We start from the raw sequence: 25,472 nt of genomic DNA, 5'->3' as shown, positions 1-25,472 counted from the left end.
CACTAGATTAGTATATAATTGTAATTAGAATGCAAAGGAGGGACCTTATGTCACAACATGTTTTGTTTATTTCCGCCCATTTGGACGATGCGATCCTGTCCTGCGGCGATTACATCGATGCGTTGATACATAACCATTACCGGGTTACGATTGCCACCGTCTTTACGGGTATGGGAACAGATTTATCCATGCTCGCCAGAATTCTTCACAAAAAATTCGGGCTGGGGCTGGATACGATGGACGTCCGGCGGCAAGAGGATATTCGTGCTGCGATGGCGCTCGGAGCAAGCGTCCTGCATCTCAACCTGCTGGAGTGCATTTATCGTAAAAATAAAGACGGCAGTCCTGTCTACAGCAAGCTGCATGAGCTGTTCGATACGGAATGGGGGTCTGAGCATCAGGTGATGGAAGAGATCGTCTCCGTATTGTCTTCGCAAATTCAATTTGAAAATTACGCGGGTGTCTACGTACCGCTTGGTATCGGAAGGCATATCGATCACTGCCTCGTCCGGAAGTCCGCCGAGCGGTACTGGTGTCAAGCCGGCAACGGCACAGGCTGGCCTGCCCAATTGATGTATTACGAAGACCTGCCTTACTTATGCTTTAACAATGACTTGACCTGGAAAGCCGAGCTCGCTGCGGGATTAAGCGAAAGACCCGTCAAGCTGCGGCGAAGCAACCTGAAAGCCAAATTAAATGCTTCTTTGAAATATAGTTCGCAAATCAGCCTGCTTTGGACAACGAGATTCAGTATGCTGAGGCAAATGGCGCAGCATGCAAGAGGAGCGGCTCGCCAAGCAAAGCGGCAAGGCTCTGAAAGCTGCGATTATTTCTTCAGAGTTTACGCGGCGGATGCGCAAGCTTCCATACCTCTTGGCGAGAGCGGACCATAAGGCGCTAGACCGCTTCACCAGCAACTATTGCGGCCAGATCAGATACCTTTAGCGGGCTTCTGTCGATCTGGCCCAGGAGCTCATCCGGCAGCTCGGCCTCATAAGAGGTTTCCAATTCCACAATCAAATCAACGACTTGTATCGACTCTAGTAATAGCCACACATCGCGCAGCAGCGTGTCTGCCGTAATGACCGCATCTTCAGGCGAAGACCCCGGGGAGGCCGATACTTTTTGCTCAATCAGTTGAATAATTCGCCCGGCAATATCTTGCTTGCTCATGCCTCTCACTCCTTCCCTCATAATATAGCAGTTAGACTATCACTAATTTCGATAACAAGCTTTCAATTTGCTCTTCTTCCTCTTTTCTAATTTTTCTTATATTTGTAATAATTTTGTCGATAATTGACGATTGATTCGTCTTCATGTACTTAATAAGCAGATTTCGGCATAGGAAGGCATCATTTTCTATGCTTTGGTAACGCTCCAAAAGGTTAGTACCCGGCTTCAAATAGCCGTGCTGCTCCAGGAAGGGAATCCGGCGCAGCATGAGCGCTTTATGATCACAGAGCACATGAAACGGCCGGTAATCAGCTCCCTGCTCTTTATTTTGAATCTTGATGAGATTCTCAATAAATTGGTCATAGACTCCCAGTCCGTATACGCAAGGATTTGTCTTGTGGGTCATTTCCCTGCTCTTCTCAAAGCAGTTATGTCCCGTTAAAAAGCCCTCAAGCTGCGCCGCCACATTCGAGATATTGAACTCATAGCCCAGGGAGTCATCGAAGCTGATTAACGACAAGCCGCCTTTGCCGGAAAAGAGCCAATCCTCGTCCCCTTCTATGGCGTGGTACCCCTTCTCCAATTGCTCGAACGGAACCTCTGCGAAAGAATACTTGCCGGTAAACGTGAAATCGGCCGCATGGAACACTCGGCGCTCCAGATCATATCCGTAAATAAACAAATCATGCGGCAGCCGGTCATGTCCCTGTATAAAGAAGGCCTGATCGAACACGCCGTATATGTAATTATTCAGATTGATGCAGTCCACAATAAAGGCGCAAATGTCCTCATTGATAAAACGCACCGTTTCCCGCTTCAAATGCTGATGAAACAGCCATGGGCAGTATTCGAATACGGGGGTCCGGAAAAAATCCACATACGCGCTGATCCAACCCGGATTCGTGGTAAGCTGAAGCTGAATAAAGTGATTCATAATCCAGGGTTCCGTTTCCGGATAATTGCCTAGCACCGCAAAAGAATTTGCCACCCATTGCCATGAAGTAATGATCGGATATTGCATCGGTAAAATTCTTGAACTGCTCATGCGATCCTCCTTTTAGTTTCTTCAGTTGACGGTTGAACTGTAATTACTGGTAATCAAGTTCTACTATACCATATAAAACCAGTGATTTGGGTATAATATACATCTTTTATAGTGTTTTTACCAGAAGAAATTCATCAAGGGGTGGGTTATATGGAAACATCATTACGAGAAATGGAATGTGAAGAAACGGTAAAATAGGGGACCTGCCGGCTATTTATACCCGATCGTTTTCGGTGAATAACCGGGCAGGTGAAGTGAGGTTTAATATTTAAACGTTTATAATTCAAGCTGGCTGCGGCGATTAAAAAATGTCCGGTACCCGAGCTGTACAAACAGGATGACGGATAACGATACGCTTCCGACAATACCCAGCATAATCGCAATCTGGTATTCGACGGCCACGATTGGCGATGTCCCGGCCAAGATTTGTCCTGTCATCATTCCAGGCAAGAACACGATGCCCATGCCGACCATCGAATTTATGGTGGGCAGCATAGCGGAATCGAAGGACTGATTGACAATCTCCCGCGCTGCCATTCTTGGTGTAGCTCCGAGCATGAGCGCTGCTTCCACTTTATCTTTTTGACCGTGCATGCCTTCGATCAGGGAATTCACGCCTAACGCGACCCCTGTCATCGAATTGCCGACGATCATCCCCGCTATCGGGATAACATATCTCGGTTCGTACCAAGGAGCGAGCTGCAAGACAATGAAGATAAAATAGACAAGGCTGACCAAAATACCGAAAGTCATCGACAAGGCAATACTCCGCTTCATGGCTTTGGACAGTTTTCCTTTTGTCCGGTTAATAACCGTCCGAATGGAGAAAGCAAGCATAATTGCCACAAGCAGTAAGGTATACGCCGGATGAGCGTTCCCAAATACGTACACCAGCAAGTACCCGACGAGAATGAGCTGCAAGGTCATACGAACCGCCCCGATCAATATTTCCTTTTCACGCGGGATGCCTTTAATTCTAACGATTACAATCAGCAGAATCACGAACAAATAGGCTGCGGCCAGCTGCCAAAATAATAAATCAATCGTTCCATTCACTGTGTACCCCTCCCGTTCTCCCGCGGCGCCCCATCTTTCATTTCAATAACTAAATCGGCATATGTATCGGCAATGTGACGGGAATGCGTAATCATGACGAGTGTTTTTCCGTTTTCACGCATGAATGCTGTCAATCTCTGCATTACTGTATCTGCAGTGTCTTCATCCAGCGCAGAAGTCGGTTCATCCAGAAGCAGCGCCAGCGGATTCATCACAATAGCCCTTGCAAGGGCTAAACGCTGCTTTTCCCCACCTGAGAGATCCTCCGCATTTTGTTCCAGATCTTTCTCCAGACAGGCGAGATGAAGCGCCTCCTTCAATCGTTCATCAGATGCTTCAGGCTTACCGGCAAAAGACAATCCGATCTGCAGGTTATCTCTTATCGTCCCTTTGAACGTGACCGTGGCTTGCGGCACCATCACCGTACCCCGCCTCCACTCAATAGGATCAATCTCACTTGAAAGCTGCTGATCGAACCAAATCTCGCCTTCATCGGGGCTGTCCAACTGATTTAACAATCGAAGCAGGGTTGTCTTTCCGCTGCCGCTCTCCCCTACAATGCAGGTTATTCTCTTTGCAGGTATTGTTAAGTCTGTGATGGACAAAACGCCTTTGGCTTTTACTCCCTTTAACCGGAACATCGTTACGCACTCCCTTCGCCTTATGCTCATTCTTTATCGATTATCGGTATCGAAATTCAATATTGATGGTACTCAAATAGCCGCGAAGCGTCAAACCTTGCAAATAGATAAGGGGATTCATCAACGAACTGTGTTAACACGCAAAAAAAGCCCCAGGCAACCTTTATAGATGCGGGACTTGCCAATGGAAACGTTAATAAACGTCAACTTAAGCAGAGCTAAATTGCGAGTTCATGCGCCGTCACCACTCCTTTTCTCCGAAGGCATCTTTGGTGTGCAATCCAGGTAGGTCTTCTGGCTTCCGTATCATCGCCTGCTTTCAGTCTTCCCCAGACTTGCTGCTGAGTGACATAAATAGAAGGAGGCTCCCCGGTTACAGCGGCGGGACCGCTCGGGATTTACACCCGATTCCCTGTTACCCCTTGATCTCGCAAGGGCACCTGGTTGCAATATATTATCAATAGATTTTGTTCAGGTTGTGACCAGTCCCAAGCAGCACTGCTTATATTTCTTGCCGCTGCCGCAGGCGCAAGGGTCGTTGCGTCCCGGCAGTTTACCTTTCAGGTGGTACTGCACGTTCTGGCGGAACAGGTTGCTTCTGACGCTGTCTCCAAGCTGCTTCATTCGCTCGTCCGCATACCCATAAATCTCCTTATAGCTAGCGCAAAAATAATCTCGGCCTCTGGCCTCAAGCTCCGCTACCCATTCCCGGTTGCGCGGGCAACCGCCATGACAGAGACGTTTCCATTCGCAGCTCCGGCATCCCTCCGGCAGCGCAGGCTTCATTCCGAGAAAACGAGTGTACAACGGATGCTTCAGCAGATCTTCAATGGAATGTGTCGCCACGTTGCCGATTTTCCATTCCGGAGAAATAAAAAAGTCGCATGGATAGGCGTCTCCATTTTGCTCGAGAATAATCGTTGTTGGACACTCGGCCCTATGAATGCACAGCTCTGCCTCCCGGTTCGTATAACCGGCCAGCATGTTGTCAAAAAAACGTACGGAAACCCGCGGGCTCCCTCCATTATACCAATAATCAAAGGCTTCGCGTAGAAATTGGCCGTACTCCGCAGGCGTAATATCGTAAACGCCCGGCTTGTCCGGCTCCTGGGACCGAAAATCCATGCACGGAATGAACTGAACGTAGCTGAAGCCTTCTTCCTCAAAGAAAGCCATAATCTCTGCCGCTTGTCCTACGTTGCCTTTGTGAATGACGGACAAAATGTTGAAATCCACGTTATGCCGCCGTAGATGCTCGATCCCCTTCATTACCCGGTGAAAGCTGCCCTGCCCGCGTGAGTCAACCCGCCGCGCATCATGAATATCCTCTGGTCCGTCCAGGCTCACGCCGACCAGAAAATTGTATTTTTTAAAAAAAGCCGCCCAGCGGTCGTTAATCAACGTCCCGTTCGTCTGAATGGAATTGCCGATGCTCGTCCCCTTCGGAGCATAGCGGGCCTGAAGCGACACGGCCTCCTCGAAGAACTCCAGTCCCGCCAGCAGCGGCTCTCCTCCCTGCCAGGCAAAAGAAGCCGCTCCCCGCGACCGGGCCATATATTCTTTAATGAATTTCTCCAGAATGGCGGAATCAATCCGGTTGATCTTCGGTCCCGGCTTGCCGCCGCATGTGCTGTAATAGCAGTAATCGCAGGCCAGGTTGCAGTCCTCCGAAACCGTCTTCCACATCACGCCTACATGCCGATGTTCCAGTGTTGCGATACTGCAGCCCATTGTTTTTCACTCTCCTTGTCTCTCCTGGCTTCTCTTGTATACTTTATCTCAAAAAAGAGACGTATTCCATAGATTCATGAAAGACGTCTCCTGTGTTTCAGTTTATAGTTGACCGGCAATCGGTGAAAATGAACCTCCCTCGCTGTTCTATTTAACGGGATGCCGTCTGTTTCAAGCTGATGCTTGGCTTTTTGCTTTTTTGCAGCGTGGGCTTGTGTGTGTTATCCAGGCTGCGGAAATATTGCTCGACTTCTTCCAGCGATTTTCCTTTGGTCTCCGGCAGGTATTTCTTTACGAATACTATGGCCACCAGCCCCAAGGCGAAGAACAAGAAGAATGTCATCGATAAGCCGATTCCTCTAAGCAGCGTCGGAAAGACCAAGCCGGTTGTAAAGTTCGCGATCCAGAGGCAAAAGGTGGTTGCCCCCATCCCCATCCCTCTGACTTTTTGCGGGAAGATCTCGGAAAGCATCAACCAGGATACCGGCGATATGGCAGCCTGCTGGAAGGCAAGAAAGATGACGGTCAGACTGAGAACTGCATATGGCAGCACAGCCGTTCCTTCAAGCAGGTAAGAACTAGCGCCGATCAGCAGCAGCGATAATGTCGTTCCCATCAAGCCTCTAATCATCATCGTGCGCCGGCCGACCCGGCCCAGAAGCCAGATCCCGTAAAACGTTGCCGCAACGGATATCACCCCGTTTACAATATTGCCGATGAGCGCCGCCTTCGTGCTGAATCCGGCATCTCGCAGAATTTCCGTACCGTAATACATAATCGAGTTAATCCCGGTAATTTGCTGAACGATTGCGATCCCGATCCCGATTAAGAGAATGCGGCGAATCCAAGGCTCAGTGAACTCTCCCCCACTTAGCTTACGCATGAAGTGGGGGCTTCTGTTGGCATCGATACAGGGTTGCACACGCTGCGAGCTTCATGTTTGAAGGCTCAATGCCTGTTGCACCCGAATGAGGGAAGCCAACGTCCAATATGTTCGTTTTGCCAATGAAGGGTCTTTTGCCTCCAAGGGCAACCACATCTTTTCAGAGGTGGCTTTGTGTATACTGCGTAACACGTATCGTGCGCCGATGTTATACGAGGCATTAAGGTCCGCGTGATACGTTTTGCCCGTTGCGAATACAGCAACATCGCGCTTCCTGTTGCGTTGTACAAATCCACTGCCATCAAAAGCAAGCGCACTTGTATTCGCAGGGTTAACCATGGAAACCCGTATCCCCAGAAAATGCGCCATTTCGGTCACTTTCGTTTGGATGCGCCGTTTCGCCCAAAACTGGAGTTTGGCACGAAGCCGCCTGGCCCCCCACGTTCCTTTAGGGAGACGCATCTTGCCTAAATACTCCATGACAATGAAATCTGCGCTATACTTTTGGGCAAAGGCGAGGATTTGATGTGCGGTATCGTGGACGATATGCGTCTGTAAGCCGTTTATCTGCCGCCAGAAATTCGGTTTTATCCCTATACCGGATTGTCGCTGAGCTTGTTTTAGTTTGCCTGTGATTTGGCGCATCCGGTCTTTTTCTTTGGCTTGGTTGATAAAACTCCTCGCCAAGACAGTGCCGTTAGCGTCCATCACGGAACAAACTGCGGAATTCGTTAATCCTAAATCAACGGCGCACACCCGCTGCTTGGAACGTTCCGTCGGAGTCAACTTCACATCCCCTTCATAGGCGATATGAAGGGCATAGCGTTTTCCTTTTCGGACTAATGTGGGGTTGCATTCTTTCATGCTCCATACGTTGCGTTTAAATAGGTCTTGCCCTTTAAAGGTGATGGGGAGCCAGACCCAATCGCCTTGATGAAATACTTTGATGTTGGCTGCCCTTTCGGAGGTTCGAATGAACATATTGCCTTTGTAGAAGCAAGGGAACGCCTGATGCTGAGCTTGGAGTGTCGGCGGTTTCTTCGAAAAGCGTTTCCCTTCTTGCTGGGCGTGTTGCCGCTCGGCTTGCCAAAGCTGAAAACGGGAATGATGACTTTTCACAATACCAAATGCTTCTGCAATGGCACTTCTGCGGAAGTACGAAGGAAACTTATAAAAGCGTTGATCAAACTCGGCGTAGAGCGGATTCGGATTGTGCCGGGTACAATGAGTCAGCCGTTCTACCGCCGTCACCACCGCTTGGGTGGATAGCGATGCCAAGGCGATCAACTGCTCTTGAATGACCGTAATCAAGAACGAGAGGCCTCTTGATACACATGGAGAGTCGCATCCAGCATGCGGTGGTGAGACGTAATCGGATGTTTAAGTGTTTTGACCACCTTCATGAGATGCGCCTCCATCGAAGTTTGATGGATCTAGCATAACACAAGAACATATGTTTGTTAAGCGAACGTGTCTAACCCCCACCTTCGCTGTTGGCTTTGAGGTGGGGGACTGCGACACTAAATCTGTTCAAATCCTTAAATTTGGCATGTTCCGTGCTTTCTTCGGCACCAACCCAAAAAAGAAACAGCGGCGGTCTAGGACTCAAAAATAAAGTCTTAGATCGTCGCTGCTTTTTCTTGTACTAACACGTTCTTGCTAAAGAAACATGGATTAGGTTGTGCTGTTTGCCGCGTCACGATGTCTTTTCTGAATGGCATGCATTCCCATGATCACCGCTACAAGCTCGTAAGTATCCAAATGATCACATTGATTGTTCAGAAGATAAGCCCCTGAAGAAAACCAGCCGTTAACTTGTCTGAAACTGGCAATGATTTCGGATTCATCGGATATCTCGTATTCTCTTGAAAATGCCGGGGAAGTAATCTCGTAGCTCCCTCGTCCCTCGGTTTCATACGAGAATTTCTTTGTGAACAGTGCAAACCTGCTTCTAAGCGCACCTAAGAGTTCCCCGCCTTGACCGGTAACCTCCCATTTGTTAGAGAAGAATGGAAAATGTCCTTTGCACAGCAGCTGACCATTCTGCCCATACACGTCGATTGCAGAACCAAAAGCACTTTTCAAATCTATATGACCCACGTTCTCTTCCTGTTCATTCAGAATCTCTGTAACACCCGCATTAAAAAAATTATCCCGAAAATATAAATTCATTAACATCGCCTCCTTTGAAACAATACGTTGCAAAGAATTCGGGGTTACATTGAATCCCAACCTATTATAGATCCTTGGATTTAAAACGCAGCATCCCGATAATAAAAGCTGCAGCCATGTACACGATGGCATATACAACAAAGGAATTTGAAGGAACCGAGGATAAATTGTTGAATCCGGGTGAAGACATATCGATAGGAACCATTCCGCTCAATTCCTCAAAGCTGAACAACTCGGCAATCACTTTGCGCTGCAGACCGTCCGCAGGCATGATGAGCGATATGATTCCGGTCAGGCGATTCAGTGAATCCGTCACAGCAGGGTCCCTGCTGATACCAGAGCCGATCCGTTCAATCATGCCTCCCAGCCAGCTTGCTCCGTATAACATCGTCATAAACACCCCGTTGCCAATGGCAGAGAATAATCCGGAGCCGAGCATGGACACGGTCACGAGCAGAGGGACGGCCAGGGAAAACAGCAGGAAGGACTTGATCCAGGCTGCCGGATCTAATGGAATCGCGGCATGCGTCCGGGTAATGGACAGAATGGAAACAAACAGCAGGAGTGCGTATGCGATTCCCACGGTTACATACCCCAGCCAACGCCCGACGTACCACTTCCAGCGCGGAAGCGGCCGGGCAAGCAGCGCCTGAAGCACGCCTGCTTCAGCTTCCCCCGCGATTGCCGAGAAAGAAGTGAATATCGCCAGAAACGCGAGTACAAATGACCCGAACATAAAACCAAGCGCCATGATGACCGCACCGTTTGCAAATCGGTTTATCAATGCTTCTCCGCTGTCGCCGAGCCCTTGCTGCCCGCCTTGATCTCCGATTGCGCCCGCCAAAAACCAGAAGCCTATAAGAAATACTGCAGTCATGAGCAGAGTAAGCAGCAGCACTTTCTTGCGCAGCATTTCTTTCCAGGTTATGCCCCAAATGATCCTCATTCCCGTTCACCTCTGTGGTCAAGTCCGGATACGGTATTCACGAACCACTCTTCCAGACGTTCTTGTTCACGCGTGACTTCATAAAGCGTCATTCCCTGCTCCACGATGAGCGCATTGATCCAGCCCGCTTGCTCCTCGCTGTCCAGTTCGGCCTCCAGCCATACTACACTTTCATCCTGCGATTGCGATTGCCCGGACGGAAGCGGGTCTCCTCTATTAAGCCCTTGGAAAGTTTGCTCCTGCCGCGAAGACAGCCTGATGTGCAGACCCGTCTGTTCATTCAGCCAGGAACGCAAAAAAGGCGTGAATCCGCCCACTTTAAAAAGCCACTTCGTTTGCTTGCGCAGCACCTCGGACACTCTGCCGTGCCGCAGGATAACACCGTTATTCAGCAGCGCCATCCGGTCGCACAGCAGCTCAACCTCCTCCAGCAGATGGGAGTTGAGAAAGATCGTTTTACCCCGCTCCTTCAGCTTCTCCAGAATATTACGGACTTCTCTGCGTCCGATGGGGTCCAGCGCCGATGACGGCTCATCTAGAAAAATAATCTCGGGATCATTGACCAGCGCGCAGGCAAGTCCCAGCCGCTGCTGCATCCCTTTGGAGTAATGCTTGACCCTGTCTCTTCCCCGCTGTCCGAGTCCTACTTCCTCAAGAAGCGCCGGAACCCGCTTGGCTGTCACCGAACGCTCAACACGGCATAGCCGCGCATGAAGCTCCACAACTTCTTCTCCGGTCATCCACTCCTGGTAACGGTATAATTCGGGTAAATAGCCGATCTGCGACTTCGCCGCAAGAGAACCGATCTTGTAGCCCAGCAATGCGGCTCTGCCGCTTGAGGGTGTAATCAGGCCGACCAGCATTTTGACCAAGGTGCTTTTGCCTGCACCGTTAGGGCCGAGGAAGCCGAAGGCTTCCCCTTTCCCTACGGTAATGCTTACATCCCGGCAACCGCGTCCGTTATCATATTCTTTAGTCAGGGACCATGTTTCTATTGCCGGTACACTCATGATTGGATCAACTCCTGAACCTTCGCGGTTATCTTCTCTTTGGTGGTATAAATATTCCCGCTGGATAACTCAAATAATTGGCCATTGTGTATCCAGACAGCATTATAAGCTGTATCTTGACCGTATTCATAGCGACTCACAAAAACTTTTGTACCCTCTACCGTGACTTGCTCTGTATGTTCTTGAGTAATAAGCGGTATCGGAACTTCACCCGCCAGAATACTACTCTGCTTAAGACTGGATTTCAAAGAATCCGGCAGCAGCGGGAAGTTGATAACGGTTTCCAGCGCTTCTTCTACCTTGATCGAAGGGTCTACGGTTATTACGGGAGTATTCATTTGTGTCAGGTTAGCCCAATGCGCGCTGTCAGGGGACAGATTATAGTTCACGGTTTCCGGTATGTGCAGCGTAATGGGTTTTCCGTCAATGGATTCCGGCAGCAGCTGCTCGGCGCCCAAACGTTTCATCGCTTTATTGACTTCTTTTACATTAAGATTAAGTGTAACTTCAGTGGAAGGATATACTGATAGCTCAGTTCCGTTATCGGACAAAGCCGTGCTTAACGGCGCATACCCTAACTTGTTCTTAACTTGCTCCGGCTTGATCTTTCCGCTGATTGTGCCTGAACTGCTTGAAAAGGAACCAAACTTGTTAATAGTCTCTTTCAGGTCGCCGTTCTCGCTAACCGAATTGAACATGTTCCGCAGATCGTCCTCATTGACAACCGTTACCGACTGTATACGGAACTGATTGAGGATGGCGGCCATCGCCGTGTTGCCTACAGGGGTGGCGAGGATGGCGGCAACAATGGTAATACTTGCGGCAGCTATCCCCCATTTCCGGCGGCGGTTCATCTTCGGACGGCGTGAACGGCTTCGATCTCCGCTGCTGCCGGTAACAGGGTCTTGCTGCTCTGCATAACCCAGCTCCTCAGCCTTATGGTAATCTGCACCGGAAAGATATCCATCTTGTTTCAGTGTTTCAAGCTTTGCCGCTTCCGCCTTCTGGTCCCATTCCGCCCATTTATGATTCATCGGCTCGCCCGCAAGCGTCTCCTGAAGTCTTGTCCATGCCTCATCCGTTCTTTGCTTCTCTTTATCGTGATTTGCAGAATGATTATTCATTAATCAACGTCCTCCTTAAGATTAAGCTGTCAGTCCATTTGCGGCAGCGATTTGGATGCAGTGGCTTTCAGCCTTTGCGTAGCCCGGTGCAGCAGCGTGCCTACAGCCGGAGCCCTGACCCCAAGTTCGCCGGCGATCTCCGCATAACTGTAACCGGAATATCGGAGGAGAAGCGCCTGTCTGTCACGCTCGGGCAGCTCATCCAGCCATTCCCGCACATCCTCCTGATCCAGCTTGCGCAGCATCAATTCTTCGCCTGATGGCGGCGATGCCTCCGTGCCGTACATCAGCTCCTGCTTGCTCTGCAGCCGCCGTTCCCTTGCTTTCTTGTCTAAATAATCATAGCCGATCCGGGTAAGCACACGGTGGAGCCAAGCGCCCAGCGCTGCCGGGTCGTCCGGGGGATTGCGGTATAACCGCAAGAATACATCCTGAGCCAGATCATCGGCTGCCGCCTCATCGCGCACAAGAGCGATCAATTTGCGCCGGACAGCAGGGTAGTGTTCATAAAATATCGATCGAAAATGTTCGGATTCCGGAATTTCCATTTTGTAATGCCTCCTTATTAGCTGCAGCTATATATAAGACGGCCGTCAGTTGCTTTTTGTATCAGGATATCGGATTAGAAGTTTTTTGGGGAGGGAAATGTCAAAAAAAAAGAGGGCAAATGCCCCCTGTCAGCGAATCAGTATTCGTACTCCGGTTCATCCTGATCGGTCACCCGGTTAATGAACAGCTCGGTTCTTTTATACATATTCTCGTCACCAACCGCTATAATCATATCATGCGCTCCCAATATGACATGCGGTCCCGGAGAAATAGTTACCTCGGTGCCTCTGCGAAGCGCAATAATCGTCGCGCCGGTATTTTGCCAAAACTGCAGATTGCCGATCGTTTTCCCGACCACATGCGAGTTCTCATTTATTTTGATCTCCACCGGATGATAAGGTTTTAAATTCTGGAGCCTGTCCGATGCTTCAATGATTTGGGTCAACAGCACCTCGAACTTTTGGTCCATCTGATGCTTTTCCTCCAGCAATTTGGTCAGGTCCTGTTTTAGTGAATAAGCGGATTTCAAGTAGTTGTTTCGGGTTGTGTATTCCAATGCCTTTTGGTCGGAGGAAATGACAATTTCCTTGCCCTGGGACACAGATACAATATTCTCATCCTTTAGCAGGCCGATAGCTTTACGGATCGTCTCCGGGGACACATGATAAATACCGGCCAAAAGCGAACGCCCCGAGATTTTGCTGTTGACGGGAAATTCGCCGCTTACGATTCGTCCTGCGATGTCGAGGGCTATCGATTTGTAGCCTGTTTTCTCTTGTTTTTCCTGCAAGCGTATCGCGCTCCTTCAAGTAAATTCTCGGCAATGATGTCTTCAGAAATTTAGTATAACGCAGCCGAAAAAGATTACAAAGTCAGTTTCTCCAAGATCAGCTTTCGAGGCTGTCTATCTGTACATCATCGACCAATCGCCGATGTCCCGGAAGCCGATTCGTTTGTAGATGGAGGCCGCGTCCGGATTATCGTAGAACAGGCACAGCGACTTCCCTTCACTCACCAGATCGGAGCACAGCTTTGTTACTACTAAGGTTGCCAGTCCCTCCCCCCGGTAATCCGGATGCGTGGCTACGCTCACTACCATTGCAGACATCGAACTCTCCGCTGTAGTTGATGCCGCAGCAGCCGTACGTCCATCCCGTTCCACAAAATAAGTGCGCCCCGTTCCGGTCTCCAGAGTCCGCCGCATATTTGAACGCGAGCTTTCCGGGCCCACTTCGAACTCCTCAATCCCGTCCATAAGCGAACAAATGGCTTCCACATGCTGGAGAGTCGCCCGCTGAGCGGATATTTCCGCAGAGACCGGCACACTTTGCTCACCTTCCAGCTCTTTCAGTTCGGCAAAATGCATGCTCTTCTCCTTACGAAAGCTTATGTATGGGCTGAACAGCCCGGCTATGGAGGTTGATCCGGACAGCATTTCCATTTTTTCGTCCTGCTTCATGATGTCGGCAAACCCCTGTACATTAAATGGCCCAGCCGCGTAGGGCAGGTAATTGTGCTCGTAGCGCAGCAGAACCGCTTTTATGTGCCCATTCTCCGGTTCAAATTCACCCCATACCTCCTGGAAATCCTGGTCAAACCCAAAGTTCTCCACATCCGCAATTAAAAATAAGTTCAGCGCCGGAGCTTTTCCCAAAAAAGCAAGCAATTCCGACCGGTCTTGTTCATTCAGCTTACGAATCATATGCTCCCCGCCAATCGTCTAAATATCAATAGAAATAACATAACATGGAAATGACAAGGCGTAAACAAATCGAAGTTGTTGATTAAAAAAGCCGGGAGAATCTCGGCAAAGGCCAAGTTCTCCCGGCTTATCGTTCAAGCCCGTATGCTAATTTGTTTGCTGCTGCTGCAGCTTGGACTGGCGCTCCGGATGAGCGAACTTTTCGGAGGGCGAGAGCAGATAAATGAGACTGATTACTCCGAATATACAAGCGCTCACCTTGAATGGGATGACTTCATTGCCGCCGCTTGCAAGCCAGCCGCCAATGAAGGGACCGATCACGGCCCCAAGACCTTCAACCGAGAACAGCAGGCCCCAACTCATTCCTACCGAGCTCTCAGGTATATATAGCGCCATCAGCGCGTTCCAGGAAGGCAGCAGAGTAGCGTAGGCACAGCCCATCAAGAGTGCTAGAACAACGACACTTACAAATGAACCTGCGGAGGTCAGTAAATACAGCGATACTGCAAATACGGCGAAGCCCAGAACCAGAAACCATTTGCCGCCGATCATATCGAATAATTTGCCCATAGGCACCATGAGCAGTACGGCAGCTCCCCCGCCGATCAGAAGCGCCAGCGAAAGCCCGGAGTGGGATAGACCAAGTTGGTTCACAGCAAAGGTTGTTAATAACGGCACGATCATTCCCCCGGCTGCGGTCTGCAGCAGCATCCCCGGCATCAGAAACCCGCCCTTTTTCACCTTATGCCATAGAGCGGCAAACTGTTCTCCCACCTTTATTTGGGCCTGGGGCGCCGGCGCCTCCGATAACCGGGCCAGACCCGCTACAACCCACCCCGCAGCGAAGAAAAGCCCGATTGCAAGGAGAGATAAGGTTAACCCCCAGTCCATAATTACATTAATCATTACCGTTCCAAGGCCCAGACCCGCCATCCAATACACGTATAAGCTCCCCATCTGCCGGGCGCGGTTCTCCTCCCTGACGTGGCTCATGCAAATGATCCAGATCGGTGATAAGCCCGCTCCGAGCAAGGCTGAAGCCGCAATCAGAAGACCAGCATGGTTAGTCGTCACCATCAGGAGCAACCCGGCCAAGGCAATGCCAAATCCGCTATGGAGCACCGTTCGGTGAGGCAGTCTGTCGAGCAGGTAGCCAATGAAGCCTTTGATCAGGCTGTCGGTCAAATAATGAATCGATACGGCAATCCCGACCGCGGCTGCGGACAACCCAAGATGATCGATGGCATAGACAGGCAAAAAGGCAACCAGAAACGCCCCCCTCACCCACTCTATGAAAAAGAGCGCCAGGCCCAGACGAGGAAGCGCAGCATCAGGCGCCTCCGTCTTATTAGCGATATCCATGAGCGGTCTTCGCCTTCCCTTCCACTTGCAGTGAATGTGCCGGCTGCCCCAGATATGAAGGACGGTGCTCTAGACTCTCCAGCACTTCACTTACAATCTGCTCGGCTGCGTTCTTCCGGGATATGGCATTCATCTGGCGCTTAATTTCCTCGCGGTAAGGCTTCATTTCCAGGAGACGGAGACGGCCGATCAACTCTTTTTCGGTGCTCGCGGTATATAGCGCTTTTTGACGGGACAGCGCTTTTGCGTTTCCTGCTTCCTGTCCGGGAAGAGGACAATACACGATAACAGGCAGCGATAGCGCAAAAGCTTCGGTAAGGGTCACGCCGCCTGCTTTGGTTAGCAGACAGGAGGACACGGACATCAGCTCATGGATTTCATCGGTATATCCGAGAATATGAACGCGTTCATTGTTCCGGTAGCCGGCTTCTACCGCCAAGCGCAGCTTCTGATTATTTCCGCAGAGGACAATGGAGTCGAAATCGGTATGCTCCAGCACGCTTTTTAATATTTTGCGTACCTTGGTCGACACACCGTAGGCTCCCGCAGACAGCAGAATATAGCGCCGGTCTTCCCGCAGCCCATGCTTCCGTATGAGTTCAGCCCGATCGGCCGACTCGGAAAATGCCGCACGGATCGGAATACCGCTGACCGTGATCCTTTCTTCGGCTACGCCAACCTTCATCAGTTCCTGCTTGATGCTTTCGCTGGCGATAAAATACTTCATGGTGCGGGGATGAAGCCATCTTCCGTGCAGGCAATAGTCGGTCAGAACCGTAAAGACCGGAACATTGTCCGCCGACTCAATTCCCAGCTGTGAAGCGGCTAAATATGGATAGGTATGAATAATTAGATCCGGGCGCAGGTCATTCAGGAATTTCCTTACTTTATGCTTGCCCATGGAGTGCAGAAATTGCCCTAGCGGGTAGCCCGGCTTCATTTTGCTTGTCATATTGTACATGATTCCGTAGAGATTCGGAGCATATGAGGCGCTTTTTAAATAAAATGTCCGCGTGATTCCGTTCAGTAAAGGATGCACTTCACCGAAAAGGTCCACAATATGCACCCGGTTTATCCCTCTATTTCGGAAGGACTGTTCAATGGCCTGAGCCACCTTGGCGTGACCGTCTCCAAACGCAGACGATACAATAAGCACCACAGGATCGGGTTTCATCGGTAGTCTCCTTTGACGAGTTTATTATATTACTGTAATACTTAAACATAAGAGGACGATTAAACCATACGCTATATATTATTAAATACCCGTTAGTGATCTATCCCTGATTCTAATTATAATGTGCCAGAGTTAGAAAAATGAAAAGTCCCTTCGTCTAATTAACGACAGTTCTTAACTTAACGGATATAGTTATCCAGCGCTTTATTAAGGTCTTCAAGAACTTTGCTCTCGTTGCCATGATGGACGGCTTTGACCACGCAGTTCTCCAAATGGTCTTTTAACAGAAGCTTGGCAGCCTTGTCCAAAGCCTTTTGCACGGCAGCGATCTGCAGCAGCACTTCGGAACAGTCCCGGTCCTCGGCGGTCATCTCCTTGACGGCACGAACGTGGCCTTCAATCCGGGCCAGCCGGTTGACGATCTGCTTACGGTACTTGTGCTCGTGATTATCTTCGTGAACTCTGGCTTCCTGTGCCATATTGCACCTCTTTTGATCCTTCTCTTATTCATATGCCGAGTATGACTGACATATCGCTATTATACCAAGAAATGATGGACAAGCACAATTTTGCCAATACAGGAGTGACTGCCAGTGAGGACGGACTTCGGAAGCTGCTGCTTGTAGAACGTCATTCCCGCTCTGTTCAGGTACGAATTAGAGTGCGGCAGATCAGCGGAGCAGCCGGAGCCCGCTTAAGATAACGGCCAGCGTGCTTCCTTCGTGGCTGACCACGCCGGACGGCAGATTGATTCCGCCCCAGAAGTTGGATACGACCAGGATGAGGATGACGGCCAGGGCAAAGGAAATGTTCTGCCGGATGACTCGCCGCGTCCGCCGCCCAAGTGAGATCGCGAACGGTATTTTGGAAATATCGTCGTTCATCAGCACGACATTCGCTGTTTCCAGCGCTACGTCCGTCCCGGCGGCGCCCATGGCGATCCCGACAGCGGAAGCCGCCAGCGCGGGCGCATCATTGACGCCGTCGCCGACCATGGCAACCTTGCCGAACTGCCCGGTCAACTGCCGGATCAACGCAAGCTTCTGATCGGGCATCAGCTCGGCATAGACTTCGTCGACGCCGGCCGCGCGGCCGATTGCCTCGGCGGTGAGTTTAGCGTCCCCGGTAAGCATGACAACCTTTTTATTCATGCTCTTTAGCTTCATTACGGCTTCCCGCACGCCGGCGCGCATCACGTCTTGAACCGCCAGCATGCCGATCAGAACGCCTTCCGATTCGACGAAGATCACCGTTTTCCCTTCCGCCTCTAGCATGTCCGCCGCCTGCAGCTTGGCATCTTCCATGTCCAGGCCCGCCAGCAGTTCTTTTTTACCGATACGGCATTTCCTGCCGCTTACGGTTCCGCTGACGCCCATCCCGGGCACAGCCTGCATGTCCGCCGCCGGCTCCATTTGAATACCACTGGCTTTGGCGAAATTGACAATGGCTTTGGCGATCGGATGCTCCGACAAATATTCCAGCGAAGCGGCGAGCGTAAGCAGCTCCTGTTCACTGCTGCCGCCCGACGGCAGAACGTCGGTCAGCTTCGGCTTGCCTTCGGTTAAAGTACCCGTCTTGTCGAAGGCGACGACGCTTACTTCACCCATCTGCTCCAGATGGATTCCGCCTTTGAACAGCACGCCTTTTCTAGCGGCGTTAGAGATGCCGGACAGAATCGCGGGCATGATCGAGGAAACGAGCGCGCACGGCGAAGCGACAACAAGGAAGATCATCGCCCGATAGACGGTCGCTTCCCAGGACCAGCCGAAGAGAAATGGCGGGGCAACCATGAGCAGCAGGGCAGCCGCGACCACAACTTTGGCGTAGATGCCTTCAAAACGCTCCACGAACAGTTGACTCGGAGGCAGCTCATCCTTGGCCTCCTGCACTAGATGGATAATCCGGGCCAGCAGCGTGTCTTCCGCGCCCTTATCCGTATAGATCCGCAGCGCCCCCTGTCCGTTAATCGTTCCCGCGAAGACCTTGTCGCCGGCAGCAAGATCGACGGGAATGGATTCACCTGTGATGGAGGATTGATCTACTGCCGAATGCCCTTCGAGAATGTGGCCGTCGCAGGGAATGCGTTCGCCCGGTCTGACGAGCACGATGTCGCCTTTTTGCAGCTGAGCCGCTCTGACCTTGACTTCGCCGCCATCTTTAAGGAGAACCGCATCTTCCGGACGGTACTTTAGAATAGAGGCGATATCTTGATTCGTCTTCTCCATCGTGTAATCCTCAAGCGCACCGCTGAGACAAAAGATAAAGATCAGCATCGCGCCGTCCAGCCAGTAACCAATCGCCGCAGCGCCCGCCGCCGCAACAACCATCAGCAGGTCTACATCCAGATCCTTTTCTTTAAACAGAGTTTCCAGACCTTCCCATGCCTTCCGGTAGCCCCCGACAAGATAGGCAAGAATGAAAAACGTAATTTCCAACATGTCCTGATCATTCCTGCCCATGACCCAGGCGAGCCCGATAAACAGCAGGCAGACCGCCGCGATAATCAAGCCTCCATGCTGTTCCCACAGCGTGCTTAAAGGCTTATTGTCTTCTTTTTCTTCAGCTAACATAACTTGTCCCATACCTAGTATTTCCCCCTCCAAATGTAACCAATATTGAGAACTGTTCTCACCATATTATCCCCCCCTGGGGGTTGTTGTAAAGATGTGATGTCAACTAAGTTGTGACAAAAGTCGAATAATTCTAGAGTAAAGGGCTGAAGAAATTTTCAGCCCCTCCTCATCAAACCGTACGTGAGGTTTTCCCTCATACGGCTTTCCGATGTTCGTCATTCATGGGCATGCAGATCACAAGAGCGTTTTAAGTCCCATCGTTTGAGCTAAGATGTTCACTTCTCGTACTAAACTCATCCACCTGTTGCGCTGGCGTTTCTTGGCATGCCACCGGGCAAGTCGCTGGAGAATGTACCAATCCAGTTTCGCAAGCTTCTGCTGGCTGTAAGGCGTGTAGTAGTAGTTGCGCCACCCCTGTATCTTCGGATTTAGCCATGCCACATGATCGTTAAGCGACTTATGACGCATGGCCGGCGGAGCCAACCGCTCCTTTACTACTTCCCGTATGCGTTCTTCCGCTTTCCGGGTTAGCCACTGCTGGGTCGTATAGTACACCTTCCCTTGCGAGGTCTCTGCCTTTGTCTTTCGGTGGTGCAGCCCCAGGAAGTCGAATCCTTCCTCGCCAGTCCATAGTCCGACAACCCGTGTCTTCGCCCTGTGCAAGGTCAGGTCCAGTCGCTCCATGATCGCTTGAATGAGAGCGTACGCACGGTCCGCTTCCTTCTTCGTCTTGCACACTACGACCAGGTCGTCCGCATACCGGGTAAGCTCTCCAGTCCCGCTGCCGTGACGCTCCCACAGGTTGTCGAAGTAATTCAGGTAGATATTCGCTAGAAGCGGCGAAATGACTCCGCCTTGCGGTGTTCCAAGGTCTGAGCGCCGGACGCTTCCTTCTTCCAGAACCCCAGCCTTCAGCCACTTCCTCACCAGTTTTAGTACACGTCTGTCGCTGATTCGCATTTCTACCAGCTTCATAAGCTTCTCCTGATTGATGTTGTCAAAGTAGCCTTGGATGTCGACGTCGACCACCCAATTACCTTTCCGGTTACAGGCTTTCCGAATGCGTTCCAGCGCCTGCTTGGCGCTCCGCTTCGGTCGAAATCCAAAAGAGGATTCTTGGAAATCCGCTTCAAAGATGGGTTCCATGACCAGCTTCACTGCCATTTGTATGACCCGATCCCGGACAGTGGGGATGCCAAGCGGCCTCATTTTGCCATCCTTCTTCGGGATGTACTGCCGCCGCACTGGCTGAGGATGATACTTGCCGTCTTTCAAAAGCTGCTCACATTCGTGCAGGAATAGCTGCTCGCCGTACATTTCAATGTCCGCCAGCGTCTCTCCGTCCACGCCTGCCGCTCCCTTGTTGACCCGTACTCTCCGCCATGCTTCCCGCAAGATGTCCATCCGGTATACCTTGTCATACAGCGCGTGAAATCTGCGTTTCTTGTTTTCCTTGGCCGCATGACCTAGTTTCATTTGGAGTTGTTGAACGTTTTCCTTTGGTGTTGTTAGCCGTTTGGCATTCACTGACTCGTACCTCCTTGTGAAACCTGAACAAAGCAGGGCTCCTTCCCTCCCGCAGGTTGTGTTGTCCTGCGATTCTTCGGTACTATGAGCCCCTCGGACTCCCTTCCTGCAGACCACTCACTTCACCTGTTGAGCTTATAGAGCGTCTCTTTACGGTGTTTCAAAAAAAAAACTCCGTGCAGGGGAGGGTATCCCCAGTTCACTGCATCCTCTTTCAGACCATGCCGCTCCCCATACGCCGGAGGATTCTTCGCTGTCGCTCCAAGTTCTAGACAGCTTCCGTGGCCTTCGTCCAATGATCCGAGACTCGGCTTCCTCTTGTCCCTCTTGCGAGGCCTTTTTGACGACGCGGCAGGATTCACTTTATGTTACGGCCTGGTATGTTGCTCGCCTTGTCTCTGACAAGTACTTTCGTCGATACGCTTCTACGCACAGATTTCGCCATACGCAGGTATCCTAGCTACACGGGGGCTTGGTCCCTCCCGTGACCGGACTTTCACCGGCTAGAAGATGCGTGCTTATCTGGGCACGCGATCACGCAAAAATTACCCGGCGAACATTCGCCGGACAAGAGGAATGAGCAGTATGTATACTTTACAACTCCACGGCTACCCCAAAATGATCCGAGACGACCTCTCCCCGGATGCCGTTCATAACAACATGGCAGAACTTGGCCTGCAGCGCACGGCTGGAGAAAATATAATCAATGCGCAGCTTACTTTTATTATCGTCCCAGCCTTTGATAGCCTTGGTTACTGTGGCTCCGTCATCTTTCACGATCGCTGCAGCGTACAGATCATGCCAGCCTTTTTCAATAACATAATCGTAGCCTTCGTTCCGAATCTCCGCCACATTGTTGAAGTCGCCCATGATAAACACCGGCAATTCTTTCAGTGTATCCAGCTTCGTCTGCGCGGCGTCCCATTGCCCTCGAAAAGGCTCTTCTTCATCACTCCACCAGCCGAAATGACCGCTTACAAACCAGGATTCCTCCGCGCCAATCTCTGCTTTGACGCCGACAATCTTCCGTGTACGGTAATTCTCATAGTCTCTTATAACCGACACGTACTCACTGAAAGCGGTGGTGATAGGTGTACGCGATAAGATCGCCAGACCCTCGTCGTATTTAACAAATCCCGTATGTACCGGTATCCAAGTCCAATAATAAGGGACACCGAGCTTTTGCAGCAGAACGTAAGCGTAATTATCCTGCCTAACTACCGTTTCCGGTTCAGCCGGGACAAAACGGTCCAAAGCCGCAGCGGATAACGCTTCCTCTCCCTTCGACTGATTGACCTCCTGCAGAGCGATAACATCAAACTGCTGCTCCCTGATAAACTCGGCCAAGTCTTCTATTTTCCGAAGCTGGTCCGTTTCCATCCATGCGTGGACGTTCAGCGTCATTATTTTCAAGACGATCCCCTGGCTTTCTCTATTTTTATGTAGAGCTCATTTTGCCTTCGCTATTTTTGCCGGCTCATAATGAACATGAACTTCATACACATCAGAGTTGCGCTTTAATTCATCTTCAACCCGTGTTGCGACTTCATGAGCTTCTTGAAACTTCAGTTTTGCTCCGACTAGCAATACAACGTCTACAACGGCATTGCTTCCGTAATTTCTGGCTCTTATTTCTTTAACTCCCTCCACCCCGTTTACTTGCAATATGGTTTCTTTGAATGATTGAATCATATTTTCATCAAAACCGTCTGTTAAATAATGGGATGCTTCACAAAAAATTTCCCAAGCCGTTTTACAAATAATGAATCCTACCGCAACAGCCGTCAGCGGATCAAGCCAAGGCAATTTAAATTGGGAACCAATGATCCCGACAACCGCTCCAATACTCACAAATGCATCAGATATATTATCTTTGGCCGCAGCCATTACGGCTTGACTGTTTATTTTGAGCGCCAATTTTTTGTTGTATCGATAGACACAGTACATTACGATCGCGCAGAAAATCCCTGTCCATGCGGAAATGAGATCAGGAGACTGTTCCCTTCCATGAAACATGGAAACAACAGCTCCGTAAAGCACCTGCAACCCTACAGCCATCATGATAAAAGAAGCCATTAAAGAGGCTACGGTTTCGGATTTCCAATGTCCGTACGGATGATCTTCGTCTGCCGGTTTCCGTGCTAATCTTAAACCAATTAATACGGCAATGGAGGCCACAATATCCGTCGCATTATTCAGACCATCCGCCTTCAAAGCTTCAGAGTTAGCTGCATAACCAATGATTAATTTTGAAGCGGATAACAAGATGTAAGCAATAATACTAACTATTGCTCCACGTTCACCTAATTTCAAATTATCGTACCTTTGCTGATCCATTCTAAAATAAAGCCCCTTCCAATTCATTTCCATACCTGCTAATAGTATCAGTTTGGGTATAAGTGGGTCTAGAGAAACGTTTTTTCATCAAGGTTAATAAATAAATGCAAATAAACAAATTTGCCTATGAGCAAAATATTTGCGACTATTCAAATCCGGCAATTTCCCGCACAAAAAAAGACGAGCTGATTTCAGCGCGCCTTTTATCTTCTATGATTCGATTCAAAAGATCAATGCAGAATTTCCCTCTTATTAACTTTAGCCCCCGATAAGGCTTGATCGAACATATCGAGAATGGACAGGAACCGCTCAGCTTCACGAAATACGTGATCCGCCAATAGAGGATGAATAATGCTTTTTATCCGGCATTCATTGATTAAATCGCGTGCGGTTTTCTTGAAATCACGCAATGCTTTAACGGATACCTTGTTCTCATCAACAAATTGACTTAGCAGCGGTACGGTTTGAGATTGCGGGCGCATCGAGCTTAAATCAATCGCCTGGAACACCAGCATATCAAAATCATTACTAAATTCCCGCGCTTGCTCGACTAAATTCCGTTCAGACGGATCTAGCAAATGGCTAATGAATTTGGAATGGTCGGCCATAATTTTTAAGAAAAAGACATTTTCGTCGATAATCGCATCGGGTAAGGGTTCGAGTCTTCCTGTATTGAGTTCTTCTAAGCGGTTTCTGAAATAATTGGCTTCCCGGCTAATATGATCCACCAGTAAAGGGAAGTTTGTCTGACCGGGAAGTTTACATTGCAGGATCAGGCCAAGCACCATTCTTTTAAAAGCCCAAATATGAGTCGCCGCTATAGCCACTTCTGTATTAAAATTTTTGATTATGCTCGGATCTGTGTCGATCTGAAATTCGTGGGATCTTCGCTCAATATCCTCAAAAATCGCATAAAACCGGTCTGCTTCTTTTTTAAGCCCAGTATCCTCCGCTCTAAATCCTAACCCAAGAAAAAATGAATGCTCCTTCATAATCCTGGACCAAAATCGTATTTCATCCAATGACCGGGCAACGAATTCATCCAAGCCTATCCCCCCCTTTGCAGAAAAAATCACCTGCTTTAGGGATATGGGGTTGCATGGTCCATTATGACATTACTTTAAAATATCAATTATAGTTCGGGAGCCAATCTCCATGAGCGGCAATTAGATCATCACACATACTGACGATGTCATCCATGGACAGCTCCGCTGCCGTATGCGGGTCGAGCATCGCCGCGTGATAAATATGTTCTTTCTTGCGCGTGATTGCCGCTTCGATGGTCAGAAGCTGAGTATTAATGTTCGTGCGGTTCAGCGCCGCAAGCTGCGGCGGTAAATCTCCGATAAAGGTCGGCTGGATTCCGCTGCGGTCCACCAGACATGGCACCTCCACGCAAGCCTCCCTCGGCAGGTTGGTGATGAGGCCAGTGTTCATGACGTTGCCGCCGATTTTGTACGGAACATTCGTCTCTATGGCTTCGATGATATACGATGCATACTCATGCGAGCGCTCATGCTCCAGATTGCGGTTGTTCACCAGTTCCTCGCGCATATGCTCCCAACGTTCGATCTGCTCCACACAGCGGCGCGGATATTCGTCCAGCGGAATTTGGAAGCGGTCGATCAGCTCGGGATAGTTCCGCTTGATGAAGTACGGGTGATACTCCGCCGTATGCTCTGACGATTCCGTGTTGTAATAGCCGAATTTTTGCATAATCTCGTAGCGGACCATGTCGTTATGCGGTTCCTTTTGCTTCTCGGTGGCGCGTCTTTTAATTTCCGGATACAGGTCCTTGCCGTCCTTGGTAACCTCCAGCAGCCAGGCCATATGGTTAATCCCGGCGATTTTCGCCTGCACGCCTTCCTGATCGATACCCAGATGCTCGAACAGATGCGGCACGCATACTTGCACGCTGTGGCACAGGCCGACCGTCCGCACTCCGCCGTACGTATTCATCACATTTGTGAGCACGGCCATCGGGTTCGTATAGTTCATAAAGAACGCGTCCGGACACACTTCACGGATATCTGCGGCAAAATCGAGCATAACGGGTATCGTGCGCAGGTTGCGGAAAATGCCGCCGATGCCGACCGTGTCGGCAATTGTCTGCCGCAGGCCGTATTTTTTCGGAATTTCAAAGTCGGTGATGGTGCAGGGGTCGTAACCGCCCACCTGAATCGCGTTGATGACGTATTTGGCACCGCGCAGCGCCTCTTTGCGGTCGGTATAGGCTTTGATTTCACAGGTGCTGCCGCCGCTTTGCTTTAAGTTGAGCAGCATATTCTCGGAATCCGCCAGACGGCGGGAATCAATATCGTACAGCGCCAGCTCAAACCCTTGAAGTGCCGGTGTAGCCATGCAGTCTCCTAATACATTTTTAGCAAAAACTGTGCTTCCTGCTCCGATAAATGTAATTTTGGACATCGACTCTATTCCTCCTTGTGTTGGGGAGATAATGCAGCTT

The 25,472-nt window shown here is 50.1% G+C and carries 23 protein-coding genes, 1 pseudogene and 1 riboswitch; of the genes and pseudogenes, 1 reads left to right on the top strand and 23 read right to left on the bottom strand.

Annotated elements, in window-relative coordinates; all coding sequences use genetic code 11:
* Positions 1–47 precede the first annotated feature (47 nt).
* Positions 48–893: a PIG-L deacetylase family protein gene (locus VK70_RS09420; protein WP_025696023.1), complete on the top strand. Its 846-nt coding sequence runs from the start codon at positions 48–50 to the stop codon at positions 891–893.
* Positions 894–897: 4 nt separating this feature from the next.
* Here VK70_RS09420 and VK70_RS09415 read toward each other — a convergent pair whose 3' ends face one another.
* The 23 genes and pseudogenes from VK70_RS09415 to melA form a co-directional block, all read right to left on the bottom strand.
* Positions 898–1,173 carry an acyl carrier protein gene (locus VK70_RS09415; RefSeq protein ID WP_025696022.1) on the bottom strand — a complete coding sequence of 92 codons (276 nt, stop codon included), beginning with the start codon at positions 1,171–1,173 and terminating at the stop codon, positions 898–900.
* 31 nt (positions 1,174–1,204) lie between these two features.
* A complete protein-coding gene (locus tag VK70_RS09410) occupies positions 1,205–2,218 on the bottom strand; it encodes a hypothetical protein (protein ID WP_025696021.1) in 1,014 nt (337 codons plus the stop codon).
* A gap of 276 nt (positions 2,219–2,494) precedes the next feature.
* The gene (locus VK70_RS09405) at positions 2,495–3,274 is read right to left on the bottom strand and encodes an ABC transporter permease (protein WP_025696020.1); all 780 of its coding nucleotides are present in this window, start codon (positions 3,272–3,274) and stop codon (positions 2,495–2,497) included.
* The gene (locus VK70_RS09400; RefSeq protein ID WP_025696019.1) at positions 3,271–3,915 is read right to left on the bottom strand and encodes an ABC transporter ATP-binding protein; all 645 of its coding nucleotides are present in this window, start codon (positions 3,913–3,915) and stop codon (positions 3,271–3,273) included. The genes VK70_RS09405 and VK70_RS09400 overlap by 4 nt, the downstream gene beginning before the upstream one ends.
* 267 nt (positions 3,916–4,182) lie before the next feature.
* Positions 4,183–4,373: riboswitch (cobalamin riboswitch) on the bottom strand.
* Between the two features lie 13 nt (positions 4,374–4,386).
* Positions 4,387–5,646, bottom strand: a complete 1,260-nt coding sequence (locus VK70_RS09395) for an anaerobic sulfatase maturase (RefSeq protein ID WP_025696018.1) — start codon at positions 5,644–5,646, stop codon at positions 4,387–4,389.
* A 151-nt stretch (positions 5,647–5,797) separates the two neighbouring features.
* Positions 5,798–6,499 (bottom strand): annotated as a pseudogene (locus VK70_RS09390) (MFS transporter); the annotation flags it as partial.
* A gap of 81 nt (positions 6,500–6,580) precedes the next feature.
* Positions 6,581–7,840, bottom strand: a complete 1,260-nt coding sequence (locus VK70_RS09385; RefSeq protein WP_233277800.1) for an RNA-guided endonuclease TnpB family protein — start codon at positions 7,838–7,840, stop codon at positions 6,581–6,583.
* A 363-nt stretch (positions 7,841–8,203) separates the two neighbouring features.
* Entirely contained in the window at positions 8,204–8,701 is a 498-nt protein-coding gene (locus tag VK70_RS09380) for an LURP-one-related family protein (RefSeq protein ID WP_025697745.1), read from the bottom strand.
* 64 nt (positions 8,702–8,765) lie between these two features.
* Positions 8,766–9,647: an ABC transporter permease gene (locus VK70_RS09375; protein ID WP_025697744.1), complete on the bottom strand. Its 882-nt coding sequence runs from the start codon at positions 9,645–9,647 to the stop codon at positions 8,766–8,768.
* On the bottom strand, positions 9,644–10,657 hold the full coding sequence (locus VK70_RS09370) for an ABC transporter ATP-binding protein (protein WP_025697743.1): 1,014 nt from the start codon (positions 10,655–10,657) through the stop codon (positions 9,644–9,646). The genes VK70_RS09375 and VK70_RS09370 overlap by 4 nt, the downstream gene beginning before the upstream one ends.
* Complete coding sequence (locus tag VK70_RS09365; protein ID WP_025697741.1) at positions 10,654–11,781, bottom strand: hypothetical protein; 1,128 nt, start codon at positions 11,779–11,781, stop codon at positions 10,654–10,656. The genes VK70_RS09370 and VK70_RS09365 overlap by 4 nt, the downstream gene beginning before the upstream one ends.
* 29 nt (positions 11,782–11,810) lie before the next feature.
* The gene (locus VK70_RS09360; RefSeq protein ID WP_025697739.1) at positions 11,811–12,329 is read right to left on the bottom strand and encodes a sigma-70 family RNA polymerase sigma factor; all 519 of its coding nucleotides are present in this window, start codon (positions 12,327–12,329) and stop codon (positions 11,811–11,813) included.
* Between the two features lie 137 nt (positions 12,330–12,466).
* Positions 12,467–13,120, bottom strand: coding sequence for a TrkA C-terminal domain-containing protein (locus VK70_RS09355; protein ID WP_025697738.1), 654 nt, complete (start codon positions 13,118–13,120; stop codon positions 12,467–12,469).
* A 114-nt stretch (positions 13,121–13,234) separates the two neighbouring features.
* The gene (locus VK70_RS09350; protein WP_025697736.1) at positions 13,235–14,032 is read right to left on the bottom strand and encodes a GNAT family N-acetyltransferase; all 798 of its coding nucleotides are present in this window, start codon (positions 14,030–14,032) and stop codon (positions 13,235–13,237) included.
* A 147-nt stretch (positions 14,033–14,179) separates the two neighbouring features.
* Positions 14,180–15,394, bottom strand: a complete 1,215-nt coding sequence (locus VK70_RS09345; RefSeq protein WP_046723204.1) for an MFS transporter — start codon at positions 15,392–15,394, stop codon at positions 14,180–14,182.
* Entirely contained in the window at positions 15,381–16,568 is a 1,188-nt protein-coding gene (locus tag VK70_RS09340; RefSeq protein ID WP_025699286.1) for an MGDG synthase family glycosyltransferase, read from the bottom strand. The genes VK70_RS09345 and VK70_RS09340 overlap by 14 nt, the downstream gene beginning before the upstream one ends.
* A 179-nt stretch (positions 16,569–16,747) precedes the next feature.
* Positions 16,748–17,047: a metal-sensing transcriptional repressor gene (locus tag VK70_RS09335; RefSeq protein WP_025699284.1), complete on the bottom strand. Its 300-nt coding sequence runs from the start codon at positions 17,045–17,047 to the stop codon at positions 16,748–16,750.
* Positions 17,048–17,239: 192 nt separating this feature from the next.
* On the bottom strand, positions 17,240–19,150 hold the full coding sequence (locus VK70_RS09330) for a heavy metal translocating P-type ATPase (RefSeq protein ID WP_082210221.1): 1,911 nt from the start codon (positions 19,148–19,150) through the stop codon (positions 17,240–17,242).
* Positions 19,151–19,375: 225 nt separating this feature from the next.
* Positions 19,376–20,668: a group II intron reverse transcriptase/maturase gene (gene ltrA / locus VK70_RS09325; protein WP_046723202.1), complete on the bottom strand. Its 1,293-nt coding sequence runs from the start codon at positions 20,666–20,668 to the stop codon at positions 19,376–19,378.
* 594 nt (positions 20,669–21,262) lie between these two features.
* Positions 21,263–22,081 (bottom strand): endonuclease/exonuclease/phosphatase family protein, encoded by an 819-nt coding sequence (locus tag VK70_RS09320; protein WP_025693855.1) that lies wholly within the window; start codon positions 22,079–22,081, stop codon positions 21,263–21,265.
* 36 nt (positions 22,082–22,117) lie between these two features.
* Complete coding sequence (locus VK70_RS09315; protein WP_025693856.1) at positions 22,118–23,005, bottom strand: cation diffusion facilitator family transporter; 888 nt, start codon at positions 23,003–23,005, stop codon at positions 22,118–22,120.
* Between the two features lie 230 nt (positions 23,006–23,235).
* Positions 23,236–24,051 (bottom strand): DUF2935 domain-containing protein, encoded by an 816-nt coding sequence (locus VK70_RS09310; RefSeq protein ID WP_025693857.1) that lies wholly within the window; start codon positions 24,049–24,051, stop codon positions 23,236–23,238.
* An 82-nt stretch (positions 24,052–24,133) separates the two neighbouring features.
* Positions 24,134–25,432: an alpha-glucosidase/alpha-galactosidase gene (gene melA, locus VK70_RS09305; RefSeq protein WP_025693858.1), complete on the bottom strand. Its 1,299-nt coding sequence runs from the start codon at positions 25,430–25,432 to the stop codon at positions 24,134–24,136.
* Positions 25,433–25,472: the final 40 nt, after the last annotated feature.

The sequence above is a fragment of the Paenibacillus durus ATCC 35681 genome (genome assembly GCF_000993825.1).
GTDB classification, from domain to species: Bacteria; Bacillota; Bacilli; order Paenibacillales; family Paenibacillaceae; genus Paenibacillus_AQ; species Paenibacillus_AQ durus_B.
This window is presented reverse-complemented; position numbering and strand designations above follow the sequence as displayed.